This window comes from Photobacterium sp. GB-72, from assembly GCF_003026095.1.
Lineage (GTDB): Bacteria > Pseudomonadota > Gammaproteobacteria > Enterobacterales > Vibrionaceae > Photobacterium.
This window is the reverse complement of the sequence record NZ_PYNV01000008.1, coordinates 22,432-36,242: the sequence shown is the minus strand read 5'-3', so window position 1 is coordinate 36,242 and position 13,811 is coordinate 22,432. Positions and strand designations below refer to the sequence as shown.

The following is a 13,811-nucleotide window of genomic DNA, read 5'->3' as shown; positions in this document are numbered from 1 at the left end:
TTCAGTTGGTGGGAATCGCTGTATTATATCCGTATGTTAGATTGCTCAAAGATATTATATATCTGATTATCGGATGGATTGATTTATGGATTGGACATTAGATCAACTCAATGCTTTTGTTATTTCAGTACAACAAGGCTCTTTTTCGGCAGCCGCTCGGCGGTTAGGAAAAGCACAGTCACGGATCAGTACTGCAATTAGTAACTTAGAAGCAGATTTAGGGTTTGAATTATTCGATCGAAGTGCCAGATTACCAATCCTGACCCCTGAAGGTCAGCAAATGTATGAAGAAGCAAAGGTCGTATTAGCCCAATGTGAACGGTTACAATCTCGGGCATTGACGTTAACGCAAGGTGAAGAAGTTACCCTGACCATCGCAATGGATGAAGCATCACCATTAACCGCTTTTGAAGATTTCTTTCAACGTATTTCTGAGACATTTCCATTGGTGAAATTAACCATTATTAATGGCTCGAAAGATGATATAGCAAGCCGTGTAGATGAAAAAATGGCGGATATTGGCATATTATTTTTCAGTAAAACTTTGCCGAGTAGTTTAGAATTTACACCAATTTGTGAATTTAATTCATCATTAATTGTGGGGAAAAATCATTCATTAGCACAAATTTCAGCACCCACAGTGCAGCAATTAAGCCAGCACCGTCAACTATTAATTTGCGATCGAAGTGGACGCCACCACAGTGAAGCGTTATCCGCAAATTATTGGCAAATTGACAGCTACTATTCAATCACCTCGTTTGTATTGAGAAATATGGGCTGGGCATTTGTGCCTGATCATGTTTTTACATATGACTTTTTCTCCGAAGGGGTTGTAAAACTGTCGATGGAAAATATTCCCGCTTCGCAATGGATTGAAATGGGTGTTGTTAAACGCCGTGATCGAGCGACAGGGCCCGTTATAAAATGGATTCAGCAAGAACTAAAGAAAATGTTTACTCAATAGATTAAGTTTGATTATCTATTGTTGTTTTGATGGTATCGCAGTGAATGACACTGAATTATTACGCGCGAGTTGAGAAGTAAATGTCTAAAGAAGCACCAGCATCATCCTTACCACTTATTATTGCCGGTCCTATTTTACGGAAAGCGACAGCAACGCAATTAGTACTATGGTTTGTGACCACGGAACGATTGGATGCTACTTTTTACTTATATCAACAAGGTGATGATAATCCTTGCTACCAAGCCATTATTGCAGATGAACATCAAATTCAAATTGGTAAACATGCATGGGTTGTACTCGCACAGTTTGAAGGTGAATTTGCAGTTAATACTCCACTTGCTTACCAGCTTGATACCCAGCAAGGGCTTTTAACCGATTTAATTCCGTCATTAACCTACGATAATGAATCCATGATCAACATAGTGATCAACACTAGAGCCGATTATGTGTTACATGGTTCTTGTCGTAACCCTCATTATCCAAGCAAAGACAGCTTAGTGGTAGCAGATAGTAAAGTGGCTGAGCAACCCATTCTTGAACGCCCAAGTTTATTAATGATGAGTGGTGATCAAATTTACGCAGATCATGTTGCAGGTCCAACACTTGATGCGATTGAACAAGTGATCCAATTGCTAGGTTTACCTTCTGAAACGTTTGAACAGACTAGCATTGCAGATACAGAAGCCTTGTATCAGAGTCCTTATCATTTATATGGACGAGATAAATTATTACCAACGTATATTGATACTCAAACATGGTTAGGTAAATTATTGCCTGATCGTGTTGTGCCTATCTTTAGCTCGCGAGAATGTGAAAATCATCTGATCAGTTTTAGTGAATATTTTGCGATGTATTTGCTGGTATGGTCACCAACATTGTGGGATTGGGTTGATCGTAAACGGTTCGAGAAACAGAATTTCACCTGTGGTGGGGTCAAAATTGCGCCTAAATGGCAGCAACAATGGCATCAAGAAAGCCATATTATGGATGATTTTGTTCAAGGTCTACCGCAAGTTCAGCGTTTGTTTGCACATATTCCGACGTATATGATTTTCGATGATCATGATGTGACGGATGATTATATGCTTAATCGTCGCTGGGAAACTGCAGCGTTTAATAACTTATTTTCACGCCGAATTATTGGTAATGCACTCATGAGTTACTGGCTATGTCAGGCGTGGGGCAATGCTCCCGAGAAATTTGAACAGCCGTTCCTTGATGACGCCAAGCGCTACTTTGCTGAGCCCTGTAATCAAACACAAGATGCATTTATTGCGCGGTTAAATCAGTTTGAGCAGTGGCACTATACCATTTCAACCACACCTAAAATGGTGGTATTAGATACGCGTACTCGACGTTGGCGTTCAGAATCGAATGATAACCGTCCATCAGGGTTAATGGATTGGGAAGCCATGATTGAGTTTCAGCAGGAATTATTACATGAACCAGCGGTGATTATTGTCTCTGCCGCACCAATGTTCGGTGTAAAGTTTATTGAAACATTGCAACGAATGATGACATGGATAGGGCAACCGTTGCTTGTTGATGCAGAAAACTGGATGGCGCATCCGGGCTCTGCCAATACGCTATTGAGTATTTTTACCCATACCAAAACACCGACTCAATTTATTATTTTATCTGGTGATGTTCATTATTCTTTTGCTTATGACATAACGCTTCGTAACCACAAAGGTAAATTTCATATTTATCAGATCACGTGTAGTGGTTTAAAAAATGAATTCCCTAATCGGTTATTACGCTTTTGTGATGCAATGGATAGAGCATTATATAGTCCTCATTCCCCGTTAAACTGGTTTACCAAGCGTAAGAAATTGCTGATTGAAAAGCGTGATCCTGATATTACAGGCGCGCACAGATTGGTGAATCGAAGTGCAATAGGAGAGTTATATCTTGCATCAGATGGTACGCCTAAAGTGATAGAAATTTTAACTGCTGAAGGTGAAACTATCCATTTCCCAGTAAAAAAGTAAGGGTTATGTCAAACTGTGTTAACTGGGTGTCATTATTTTTTATCCTTGTTATAACAATGGGTTAAAGTACTGATGCTGATTATTTTTGAGTGTTTATTCATTTGTTTTCATTTTTTATAAGATTCTAGACATAAAATAGCTTAATTTGAGGGGCCTAAAATGCTAAATTGTAAGGCATTGCTCAAAGAGAGTTTGTTATAGGGTTAGGTATTTTGAGAAAACGATTGATGAGCCAGTTATACAATGAAAAGGTATTTGTTGCCTTTTTGTTTTTATCTTTTGCAGGTTTGGCTGGGGCTCTTTTTTTCGTTGCTGAAAAGACTTATGACATTGATTCTGTTGCTGGTGAAGTAACAGAAACGTTCTCAAAGTTTGAAACTGAAGAACGAGAATTAGTTTTAAAAGTTATACCAGAAGACAGTGAAAAAGCAGTGAATGTTCCTATCAAGTCGAGTGTTTTTTGTCCGGTTGGTTCTGATGTTATACTGTTTAAAAAAGAATGTAAGTTATTCGGACCTACAGAATATGAGCTTATTTCATGTGGTTGTGATATTAATACTTATTAATATTAAATAAAGTAATAACTATTTATTTACATTGGAAAATTAATCTCTATTCATTCTATTCTCAAAGGTAAAGTCTTTTACTCATTATCATAGCTTATAAAATTAAAACATAGTTATTACTTACATATTATGCACCTGAATGATGGATATCAAAACATATAAAAAGGAATATGTTAATTAGTTAATAAAAGATGATGTAGAAATGTTCGCAGTACAGGTTAATTACTTTTAAGGTACTACAACTTTTTCATTATTACTATTAGTATCACAACCAATATGGATTATACGTTTTGATGTATTAGTACTTAAGAATAAGATTCCTGGGTAATCAGAAACTGAATATATAGAACAATTATTATTGTTGGTTAACGCATTTTGCTACGCTTATATCGGGTGTGTTAGCCGATATCACCGCTGTGTTTCTGTGCTCGTCTCCGCCTTTTTTACATGTATGTTTATCCGTGAATTAGGTTCATTTTTTGATTAATATATTCATCATAGTTTTTGGATCGCATCTGCCTTAATCGTCGTTATTTCCGCAATAGGGTATGCACTAACGGATAGAAAAAATACACTATTAAATTTAGAGTTTTTTTGATAAATAATAGCTTCTCATTACATTGTTTAGGTCTTGAAATATTATTTGTCTTTTCTGTTTATTTTTAATGGGCAGTTTTTTCTTAGGCAATGGGTGATTATTATATAAGGGTTGTGAAAAGTATAGAATAATAAATGTATTCAAAATTGACATGGTTGTTATTAATATATTGAATATTTCAATTAATGAGAAATTCTACCTATTTAGAAAAAGAATGGAAAATAATGTTATATTATTTTCCATTTTTCATATTTTCCATCTTGAATTAAAAGAGATTTAATACCTAAAAGTAATAAATTGACCTATTATTGACTTGGAAATGACGTCATTAAGACACAGGTTTATCTAGTAGATAGATACTGTCAGGGTCATATTAAAACAGTATTCGTTACAGGGGTTTGTATGAAAAAAACAATTATCGCGATGACTATTGCAGGTTTATTTTTAGTTGGTTGTGATCAGGCAAAACAAAATACAGCTACAGATAGTACATCTGCTGCCCAACATTCAACCGTTGAAATGAAAGATAAAGTGACGGAACAATCAGGTACGGCGTTAGATGCAACTAAAAATACGGTGTCCGATGCTGCTGACGTAGTCAAAGATCAAACCAACAAAATGGTTGATAAAGCGGCTGAATTAAGTGATTCAGCGGTTACAAAAGCGTCGGAGATGACAGATGCTGTAAAAGAGAAAACAACTGACATGGTTAATAAATCAAAGCAAGTTGTTGATGATTCTGTTGATTCTATGAAAGAAAAAGCATCTGAATTGAAAACCTCTTTAACAAATTCATCAGCCGATGAAAAGACTTCTGCGGCAGTTGCAGAAATGAATAGTTCAGTATCAGAAGTAAAAGATACTGTTGCTGATGATTCAAAAGCGTTAATAGATGTGACAAAAGAAAAAGCAACTGAAGCGTCTGATGCGGTCAATAAAGCTGAAGATTCCGCGGATCATTCAATGGATGAAATGAAACATTCAGCGACAGAAATGAAAGATGCTGCAGTGGATAAAACAGCAGTGACAGAAGATAACGTAAAAAATGCCGCAAATGATGCAATGAAGTCTGTCGATGATTCAGCTCAAGCTGCGCAAAAAAAAGCCGCTGAAATGACCGATTCTGCTGTTGATAAAACAGAAAATGCTGCTGATGATTTAGAGAAAAAAGCATCAGATTTACTAAATTAAGCGTCCTAAAATTTCGAATATTATAGCAAGATACCGTGAAACTCTCAGTTGCGAGTTTCAAGGTATCTTGTTTTTTCTAAGGAGATTAAGATGAAAAAAACATTATTAGTTGCTGCAATTCTCGGTTTAGCACTTGTTGGCTGTGACCAAAGCACAGATAAAACCGCGACAGATATGCAAAACAAGGCATCAGATACCGCAACACAAGTGATTGATTCAACCAAAGCAGTTGCCAATGATGCTGTTGATGCCACAAAGCAAGCGGCTGACGATACAGCAAAAGCGGCGAATGATGTTGCAGATAAAGCAGTTGATGCCACAAAAGAGATGGCAGATGATGCAGGCAAAGCTGCGGACAATATGAAAGACGCAGTTAAGGATGCAACTGCTGAGTAATTGATAACATAGTTTATTATGGTGTTCTGTTTTATGACGTGTACATATCCATAATATTTTGTGTTATTTCAAGGAGATTAAGATGAAAAAAACACTTTTAGCTACAGCCCTTCTTGGTTTAGTACTTGTGGGTTGTGATCAAGCTTCAGATAAAACGTCATCAACGGCATCTGCGGCGAATGATCAAGTTACAGAATTATCACAGGCTGCTGATAATGCGAAGAACTCACTTGATTGGATGGGGGAATATACAGGTATTGAGCCTTGTGCTGATTGTTCTGGAATTGAAACAAGCTTAACGCTAAAAGACAATGGCACTTACATTTTAGATCAAACTTATCAAGATAAAGAAACCAAACCTTTAACTACAGAAGGTAAGTTTGACTGGAATGATAAAGGCGATACGATCACCTTGAATTTAGGTGGTGGTCAAACAGCTCAGTATTTCGTGGGTGAACAACGTATCTTCCATTTAGATAAAGATGGTAAGCGTGTCCAAGGTGATCTTGCTGATGCGTATACATTAAAAAAACAAGATCACAAATAACCCATTATGCTCGGAACACTTTGTTGTTAGCATATATATTAAGCCCTGATCACAGGGCTTAATTATATCTAGTGCTAGGATAGGCGATGAAGATCGCGAGTACTACTGAGAGCGTTGGATTTCATCATCTACCCAGCGTAAGAGTTGCTTAATCGCTCGTGAAAGCACTTGGTTTTGACGCACGATATATCCCAAACTGGTTGTCGGGAAATCAGGCAGTGGTGTTATTTGTGTTTGTAAGTGTGGTTTTGAATGTAAAGAAAAACTCGGTACTATTGCGACACCAAATCCCGCTTCCGCCCAATCAATCTGCGCATCTACACTGCCTACTTCCATTACATGGTATTTTTTTAATTTTAATAAAGGCAATGCCATATCAATTAATTCACGGGTTCGGGTATCGTGGCCGAGCAAAATCAAGGTGGGTTCTTCTGCTGCGAGAGGTTCGGCTGGGATGATTTGTGAAGGGTTAGCCGACAATGCCTGCCAGCGTGATAAGCCATTACCTAATGCGCACCATTTAACTTGTCGTAATTCAGTAAAATGCAGTGGTTGACTCTCTTTCTGTGCAATAACGAACCCAAGATCCGCCTTCGCGCTTTTGACTAACTCGGTTGCTTGAGATGAAGTGGTATTAAAAAGAGACAGATCAATCCCTGGATATTCTTTCTTGAAAGACTGAAAAGGGCTAATTAATAACAAACGAGAAATAATATCACTGGCTGCTATGGTTAAAGTACCGCGATTAAGCTCATTGATAGCGTTCAGATCGGCCTGACAAATTTGCAGTTCCATTAAAGTATTTTCTGCACTTTGTAACAGACGTTCACCGGCTTGAGTTAAACGAAAAGGGTTACGCTCAATTAACTTAACCCGCGTGGTTTGTTCTAATTGCTTGAGATGAAGGCTTACATTAGGTTGCGTCATATGTAGCGCAGCTGCAGTTTTACCAAAGTGCTGGTGCTTTGCCAAAGCGACAAAGGTATTGAGCCAGTGGATATCAATCATATTAGCAATGATTTCCTAAGCAGTAGATGATATTTATTATCATACATAACATATTGAGTAGAGAAGATTAACCATACTCCATATATGATATTCTTATCAAGTTAATAACGATTATTAATTATTCTTATTGACTAGATGAGCATAGGATAGGTGTCATTGCTTTTGAGGAGATTTAAATTATGTCGTCTATTGTTGTTGTTGGTGCTAACTGGGGTGATGAAGGTAAAGGTCGTATTGTTGATTATTTAGCAGACCAAGCTTCAGCAAGTATCCGTTTCCAAGGTGGTAATAACGCAGGTCACACTGTTGTTAACGATTTTGGTACGTTCAAATTGCACCAATTACCTAGCGGCGTATTTAATCCTGATTGTATTGCTGTGTTAGGCCCTGGCATGGTGATCAGCCCTGAAAAACTGTCTTTAGAAATCGAAGAAGTAGCAACATCAGGTGTTGAAGTGAAACTTTGCATCTCAGATCGTGCAACATTATGTCTACCGCTTCACGCACTGGAAGATACCTTAGAAGAACAACGTCTAGGTGATGGTGCTTACGGTTCAACACGTCAAGGTATCGCACCTGCATACGGCGATCGTGTAATGAAAAAAGGTATTCTTGTTGGTTGGTTAAAACAACCTGCAGTGTTACGTGAACGTATTCAATTCATGATGGATTGGAAACTTCCTCAACTTAAAGCGCTATACCCATCTTTTGAATTCACCCAAACAGCAGAAGAAATGACAGAGTGGCTATTAGAGGTTTCTCAACCTTGGCGTGACAGTATTTGTAACGTAACAGAGCCACTTAAAGCACTACAAAAAGAAGACAAAACGTTGTTGTTTGAAGCACAACTGGGTGCGGGTCGTGACTTAGTTTACGGTGAATACCCATGGACAACATCTTCTAACGTAACTGCAGCTTACGCTGGTATTGGTAGTGGTTTACCTGCTCTTCATCCTGAGCGTGTTATTGCAGTAGCAAAAGCATTCAGCTCTTCAGTAGGTACGGGTACGTTGATCACTGCAATGGAAGATCAAGATCAATTCCGTGAAGATGCAAAAGAATTCGGTGCAACAACCGGTCGCCCACGTGATATGGGTTACTTCGATGCAGTGGCTACTCGTAACGGTGTTGAACTACAAGCAGCAACTGAAATTGCACTAACTAAGATCGACTGCTTAACAGGTATGAAAGATCTGAAAATCTGTGTGGCTTACAACGGTGAGCATACTGAAAACCCAATTTGGCCTCAAACTGCATCACTAACGGCTGTATACGAGCAAATGACTGGTTGGGAAGAAGATATTACAGGTTGTCGTACATTTGAATCGCTACCTAAAGGTGCACAAGAGTACGTACTTCGTATTGAAGAGCTAATGGGCGTGCCAGTTAAAATGGTTTCTGTTGGTCCTGAGCGTGATCAAATGATCCTTCGCTAATATACGTTCAAAGTAAAAAATAAAAACAGCGGTCGTGTTAATTATTAACACGACCGCTGTTGTATTTGTTATTCTAAGCCGCCGCTGTTACTGTTTTTTTCTGTTGTATCTTTTGCATAAATAATACGCGTTAATTTAGGCGCAATAAGTAATGTAATCAGAGCTATTGCGGCTGTACCAACACCAATTTCATTAAACACTTTGCTATATATGATAAGTGTCTGATGTGGGTCATCAATATTACTCGGTACTGCTGTTAATGATGCTACCCAGCCACCGATAACAGCCGCTGTTGCAGAGGTTAAGAACCACATTCCCATAGCAAAGCCCATCATACGTTGTGGTACAAGCTGTGCCACCATGGCTAAACCTAGACCTGATACCAATAATTCACCAATAGACTGGAATAGGTAAGAGACCACTAACCAACCAGAATTAATAATGCTTTGGCTATTTGCAAACTTAGCACCTACTGGAAGGACTAAGAAAGCAAGGCTACATAGCACCATACCGAATGCAAATTTGAACGGCATTGAAAAGCGTTCGCCTAGCTTATTGTAAATAATCGCTAATAGTGGGCTTGCAAGCATAATCCACATTGGGTTTAGTGCTTGGAATTGTTCTGGAGCAACGGATATTCCGAAGATGTTATGTTCAACATTGTGAATGGCGAAGAAGTTCAATGATGTCGGCATCTGGAAGTAAAGTACGAAGAACACAACTCCCTGAAGCATAAGTACAAAAGCAACGAGCATTTTTGCTCGTTCGTTGCCTGATGTTGAAAAAGCTTCTTTAAAATACAGTGAAACAATAGCAATACCTGCAACGACTAGAATGGCATGTGCGTAAAATAAATGCTGAAGCAAGAATGAACTCACAAAGCTTAAAGCGACTGTACCAATAACAACACATAAAAAGTAAAAGCTATTCATGGGTTTCATATCAGCTGGGGAGCCAACATCTTGAACGGTTTTTTTGCTCACAATAAAGTTTGCAATGGTAATGATTAAACCAATAGCACTCACTGAAAACGCAAAGTTATAACCGAATTTGTCAGCAATCCATGGTGTTAAAAGCATTGAAAAGAACGAGCCTAAGTTAATCGCCATGTAATACATGGTAAAAGCACCATCTAAGCGAGGGTCATTTTCACCGTATACTTTCGCCAGTAAGCTTGAAGGGTTAGCTTTAAATAAACCATTACCCATAGCAATGAAACCCATCGCGATATAAATCATAGATGGGCTACCATTACCGTGACTCGCTGAAAGACCAAGTAATGCATAACCTATTGTCAGGACGATTGCACCAAGCGTAATTGTACGTTTGGTTCCTAAAACTTTATCACCAACCCAACCGCCAAGCGCTACTGAACCATATATCAATGCTGTAAAGGCACCAAATAATGTAAAGGAAGCAGACTCTGGCATATTAAGAATTTTGACCATATAAACAGTCAAAATTGCATTCATTCCATAAAAGCCAAAGCGTTCCCAAAATTCGATGGAGAATATCAAATAGAAGGGTTTTGGTTGTTTAAATATATTAACGTCAGACATTACATTCCTTAGTTTGCATTGTTGTTTTTTTGTATCTTTGTTGTGATAAGGTTGCATTCTTGACGAAGCTACTATTTTGAATAGTCATCAGCAATTGGGTAAATATAAGTTATTATTTTTGGTTGATTGCAATTAATGGCTTTATGTTTTTTATTTATAGCATAAAAACAATAGGTTACATTTATAATGGTCAACTTTTTTATTGTTAAAATATAATAGAGAAAAAAGTTATAAATATCGAGTGACTGAAAAATATCAATTACACAGTGTTTAATAGGTTGTGTATTACTTAAAATTGTACCAAAAATGAATAAATATAAAACTTTGTTTTATATTGGGAGCGATGCGTAAGAGGGGGGGGAGGTAATAGGTTTATATAGGTTTAAAAAAAGCAGAGTGATTTACGAATTAATGATAGCGAAGTAGCTAATATGCAATATTGAGATGGCCTTTGTTATCACAATAAATGAGCGTGTTAATTATCAACTCGCCCATTTTCTTTAAACTAATGAAAAGAAGGGAAGATATTCCATTCTTTCATTTTTATGAATACCTAGAAGGTGATACCTGCCTTCATTACTATGCCTACCATCATGGCAAAGTAAGCGAGAAATCCTAAAAAATTACCAACCCAAATTGTCGGGTTTTTATGGTAGAGACCATAAATAAACCAGAGCAAAGAAATAAGCGCATACATAGACCAGGTGGTTAACGATAAACCATGGGCATGATTGGGATGGGATATAAAAAGCTTATATAACTGAGGCAATGTTGCAATTGGGCTTACTAACCCCATAAACAACATGAGCGGTTCAAGTTTCTTCCCTAAACTCTCCAACAGCGACATATGAATTAAACTCCTAAACAACTAAACAACTAAACAACTAAACAACTAATAATAAATAATATTTTTAAAAGTTTAGCTATATTGCTAATAAAATGCTAAAAATATACCCAAGTAATTTCAAACTACAAGGCCTATCGTATTATCAAAACCTGTTGTTTGAAGCTGCTTGGGTACATTGTTCAAATTTTCGTTAAAAGAAATCGCTAGAAAATATTATGCTGCAGCAGTTTCTTCTGTTGTCTCTTTAGCGTAGATCACGCGTGTTAGTTTTGGCGCAATAATTAGGGTAAGTAGAGCAATCGCGGCAGTAACATAGCCAATCACCCCAAAGACATGGCTATAAATGGCTAATGTTTGTTGTGGATCTACAATCTTGCTTGAATCTGTTGTTAGTGTTGCTACCCAGCCAGCAAGAACCGCAGCCGTTGCTGATGTTAAGAACCACATACCCATCGCAAATCCCATCATACGTTGAGGAACAAGCTGAGCGACCATCGCTAATCCAAGACCAGATACTAGCAGCTCACCAATAGATTGGAAGAAGTAAGATAACACTAACCAGTTAGAGCTGATAACACTTTGGCTATTGGCAAAGTGCGAACCAAAAGTCAGTACTAAGAAAGAAAAGCTACATAGCACCATGCCGAGTGCAAATTTGAACGGCATAGAGAAACGATCACCAAACTTATTATAAATAATGGCAAGAACAGGGCTAGCAATCATGATCCATAGTGGATTCAGCGCTTGAAATTGTTCTGGCGCAACACTAATACCAAACAGATCATGAGAGATATTATGGATAGCAAAGAAATTAAGCGAGGTTGGCATTTGGAAATACAGTACAAAGAAAACAATGCCCTGTAACATTAATAAAAATGCCACCAACATTTTAGCGCGTTCAATACCAGATGTTTTTAATGCTTCTTTGAAATACAACGCAACAATAGTGATTCCCACTACCACCAAAATAGCGTGTGCGTAGAATAAATGTTGTAGCAAAAAAGCACTGACGAAGCTCAGCACAATTGCACCGACTAATACACTAATATAATGCACAACATTAACAGGCTTCATATCAGGTTTTGAACCAACGTTTTTCACGGTAGAGTGACTGATTATAAAATTCACAATCGTGATCACCAAGCCGATAGCACTGACGGAAAACGCCAAATCATAGCCAAATTTTTCTGCAATCCAAGGTGTTAATAGCATTGAGAAAAAAGAGCCTAAATTTATCGCCATGTAATACAAGGTAAAGGCACCGTCTAAACGGGGATCATTCTCGCCATAAACTTTGGCTAATAAACTTGAAGGGTTCGCTTTAAATAAACCATTACCCATAGTAATAAAGCCCATCGCCATGTAAATCAGCATTGGACTGCTATTTTCATGGCTGGCTGAAAGCCCAAGAAAAACATAACCCGCAGTAAGAATAATGGCACCCAGTGTGATTGTACGCTTGGTTCCTAATACTTTATCACCCACCCAGCCGCCAATCGCGACAGATCCATACACCAGTGCTGAAAAGGCACCAAATAAAGTAAATGACGCAGATTCCGACATACCAAGAATTTTAACCATATACACAGTTAAAATCGCTTGCATACCATAAAAGCCAAAGCGTTCCCAAAATTCAATTGAAAATATTAAATAGAAAGGTTTTGGTTGTTTAAATATATTTACTTCGGACATTGCGTACCCTTAAATTTTATAATTATTTTATTTTCTGTATTTTTAGCTATTCAGTGTTAGAAAAAGACACCTATTTGAAAAAGTACTAGTATTATCCGTCATCAGCAATTACCTAAATATAAGTTGTTAATTTTGGTTGGTTGCATTTAGTTGTCACTAGTTTTTATATGTAGTTAAAACAATGGCTTGTGTTAGTTTTTTAGCTGCAATCTTATTATTAAAATACAGTAATAAAAAAGAGTTAAAAAATTCGAGTGGCTGCCAAATATCAGAAAACAAATGGCGAAAAATATAAAGGCTAGCATGTGTGAACGATTGTGTATTAGCTATATATGCAAATAAAGTGGGTAATTATTAAATATAGTTATACGTTTTAACGAGGGATGTAAAGAAGGATGTTAATAGGTTGAATATGGATTTAAAATAATAGCAGAGCGATTTACGATTACGATTAGCTAACAATGGATAGGAATTACCTAAGATATTTACTTGCAAAGATGCTCGGGCTTGTCTAACACTCTTGATAGGTGCCGATTGAACGACACCTATATTTATCTGTTAAGCAAGTGTTCCTGCAATCAGTGAGGTTTTTTCTAGCCACTTTAATACCGCTAATGCAGCGGTAGAACACAGGCTTTCATCGGTACTATCAATGAATCTTTGTTCTTCGATTTCAGCTGCAGGTATAAGATCCCCAGAATAATCAGCAAAGTAACACGTCAGTTTTACTGAGATGCCTTCTGCCTTACCATCGGCCTGAGCCGTAAATGTTTCCATGTATTTAATACTGTTTGGTATAAGATCAACGGACAGTTCTTCTTTGATTTCACGGGTTAGTGCTTCAATGTCACTTTCACCGGCTTCACGTTTACCACCAGGAAGGTAAAACAGCGCTTTACCTTGAGATCTTACTACTAAAAATTTACCGTCTTGAATTAAAACCCAAGCGAGCTTATCAATTACTTTACTCATTTATTTACTCAATAATTTGCTCTAAAAACGTTGCGCCATTTTTC

Annotated in this window: 12 protein-coding genes; 7 read left to right on the top strand and 5 right to left on the bottom strand. The window is 37.5% G+C overall.

Features of this window, described 5'->3' with window-relative positions:
* Nucleotides 1–85: 85 nt before the first annotated feature.
* From C9J40_RS10670 to C9J40_RS10645, 6 genes are all read left to right on the top strand, one after another.
* Nucleotides 86–964: a LysR family transcriptional regulator gene (locus tag C9J40_RS10670; protein WP_107206981.1), complete on the top strand. Its 879-nt coding sequence runs from the start codon at nt 86–88 to the stop codon at nt 962–964.
* Between the two features lie 80 nt (nt 965–1,044).
* Nucleotides 1,045–2,955: an alkaline phosphatase D family protein gene (locus C9J40_RS10665; RefSeq protein ID WP_107246800.1), complete on the top strand. Its 1,911-nt coding sequence runs from the start codon at nt 1,045–1,047 to the stop codon at nt 2,953–2,955.
* Nucleotides 2,956–3,182: 227 nt separating this feature from the next.
* Nucleotides 3,183–3,521 carry a hypothetical protein gene (locus tag C9J40_RS10660; protein ID WP_107206979.1) on the top strand — a complete coding sequence of 113 codons (339 nt, stop codon included), beginning with the start codon at nt 3,183–3,185 and terminating at the stop codon, nt 3,519–3,521.
* 1,000 nt (nt 3,522–4,521) lie between these two features.
* Nucleotides 4,522–5,310, top strand: a complete 789-nt coding sequence (locus C9J40_RS10655; RefSeq protein WP_107208329.1) for a hypothetical protein — start codon at nt 4,522–4,524, stop codon at nt 5,308–5,310.
* Between the two features lie 90 nt (nt 5,311–5,400).
* Nucleotides 5,401–5,706, top strand: a complete 306-nt coding sequence (locus C9J40_RS10650; RefSeq protein ID WP_107208330.1) for a hypothetical protein — start codon at nt 5,401–5,403, stop codon at nt 5,704–5,706.
* Nucleotides 5,707–5,788: 82 nt separating this feature from the next.
* Nucleotides 5,789–6,253, top strand: coding sequence for a copper resistance protein NlpE (locus C9J40_RS10645; RefSeq protein WP_107246790.1), 465 nt, complete (start codon nt 5,789–5,791; stop codon nt 6,251–6,253).
* A 102-nt stretch (nt 6,254–6,355) separates the two neighbouring features.
* Here the strand turns inward: C9J40_RS10645 and C9J40_RS10640 are convergent, their stop codons facing one another.
* Complete coding sequence (locus C9J40_RS10640) at nt 6,356–7,261, bottom strand: LysR family transcriptional regulator (protein WP_107208332.1); 906 nt, start codon at nt 7,259–7,261, stop codon at nt 6,356–6,358.
* Nucleotides 7,262–7,440: 179 nt separating this feature from the next.
* On the opposite strand from C9J40_RS10640, the gene C9J40_RS10635 reads away from it, so the two are divergent.
* Nucleotides 7,441–8,697, top strand: coding sequence for an adenylosuccinate synthase (locus C9J40_RS10635; RefSeq protein WP_005364252.1), 1,257 nt, complete (start codon nt 7,441–7,443; stop codon nt 8,695–8,697).
* A 68-nt stretch (nt 8,698–8,765) separates the two neighbouring features.
* Here the strand turns inward: C9J40_RS10635 and dtpA (C9J40_RS10630) are convergent, their stop codons facing one another.
* From dtpA (C9J40_RS10630) to C9J40_RS10615, 4 genes are all read right to left on the bottom strand, one after another.
* Nucleotides 8,766–10,256 (bottom strand): dipeptide/tripeptide permease DtpA, encoded by a 1,491-nt coding sequence (gene dtpA / locus C9J40_RS10630; RefSeq protein WP_107246788.1) that lies wholly within the window; start codon nt 10,254–10,256, stop codon nt 8,766–8,768.
* Nucleotides 10,257–10,809: 553 nt separating this feature from the next.
* Nucleotides 10,810–11,103: a SemiSWEET transporter gene (locus C9J40_RS10625; protein WP_107208334.1), complete on the bottom strand. Its 294-nt coding sequence runs from the start codon at nt 11,101–11,103 to the stop codon at nt 10,810–10,812.
* A gap of 213 nt (nt 11,104–11,316) precedes the next feature.
* The gene (gene dtpA / locus C9J40_RS10620) at nt 11,317–12,795 is read right to left on the bottom strand and encodes a dipeptide/tripeptide permease DtpA (RefSeq protein WP_107208335.1); all 1,479 of its coding nucleotides are present in this window, start codon (nt 12,793–12,795) and stop codon (nt 11,317–11,319) included.
* Between the two features lie 558 nt (nt 12,796–13,353).
* Nucleotides 13,354–13,767, bottom strand: a complete 414-nt coding sequence (locus tag C9J40_RS10615) for an NUDIX domain-containing protein (RefSeq protein WP_107246787.1) — start codon at nt 13,765–13,767, stop codon at nt 13,354–13,356.
* Between the last annotated feature and the right edge of the window lie 44 nt (nt 13,768–13,811).

Excerpts from the sequence above, each read along its gene's own strand:
- C9J40_RS10670 (WP_107206981.1), top strand. The coding sequence starts at position 86 with ATGGATTGGACATTAGATCAACTCAATGCTTTTGTTATTTCAGTACAA.
- C9J40_RS10665 (WP_107246800.1), top strand. The coding sequence starts at position 1,045 with ATGTCTAAAGAAGCACCAGCATCATCCTTACCACTTATTATTGCCGGT.
- C9J40_RS10660 (WP_107206979.1), top strand. The coding sequence starts at position 3,183 with ATGAGCCAGTTATACAATGAAAAGGTATTTGTTGCCTTTTTGTTTTTA.
- C9J40_RS10655 (WP_107208329.1), top strand. The coding sequence starts at position 4,522 with ATGAAAAAAACAATTATCGCGATGACTATTGCAGGTTTATTTTTAGTT.
- C9J40_RS10650 (WP_107208330.1), top strand. The coding sequence starts at position 5,401 with ATGAAAAAAACATTATTAGTTGCTGCAATTCTCGGTTTAGCACTTGTT.
- C9J40_RS10645 (WP_107246790.1), top strand. The coding sequence starts at position 5,789 with ATGAAAAAAACACTTTTAGCTACAGCCCTTCTTGGTTTAGTACTTGTG.
- C9J40_RS10640 (WP_107208332.1), bottom strand. The coding sequence starts at position 7,261 with ATGATTGATATCCACTGGCTCAATACCTTTGTCGCTTTGGCAAAGCAC.
- C9J40_RS10635 (WP_005364252.1), top strand. The coding sequence starts at position 7,441 with ATGTCGTCTATTGTTGTTGTTGGTGCTAACTGGGGTGATGAAGGTAAA.
- dtpA (WP_107246788.1), bottom strand. The coding sequence starts at position 10,256 with ATGTCTGACGTTAATATATTTAAACAACCAAAACCCTTCTATTTGATA.
- C9J40_RS10625 (WP_107208334.1), bottom strand. The coding sequence starts at position 11,103 with ATGTCGCTGTTGGAGAGTTTAGGGAAGAAACTTGAACCGCTCATGTTG.
- dtpA (WP_107208335.1), bottom strand. The coding sequence starts at position 12,795 with ATGTCCGAAGTAAATATATTTAAACAACCAAAACCTTTCTATTTAATA.
- C9J40_RS10615 (WP_107246787.1), bottom strand. The coding sequence starts at position 13,767 with ATGAGTAAAGTAATTGATAAGCTCGCTTGGGTTTTAATTCAAGACGGT.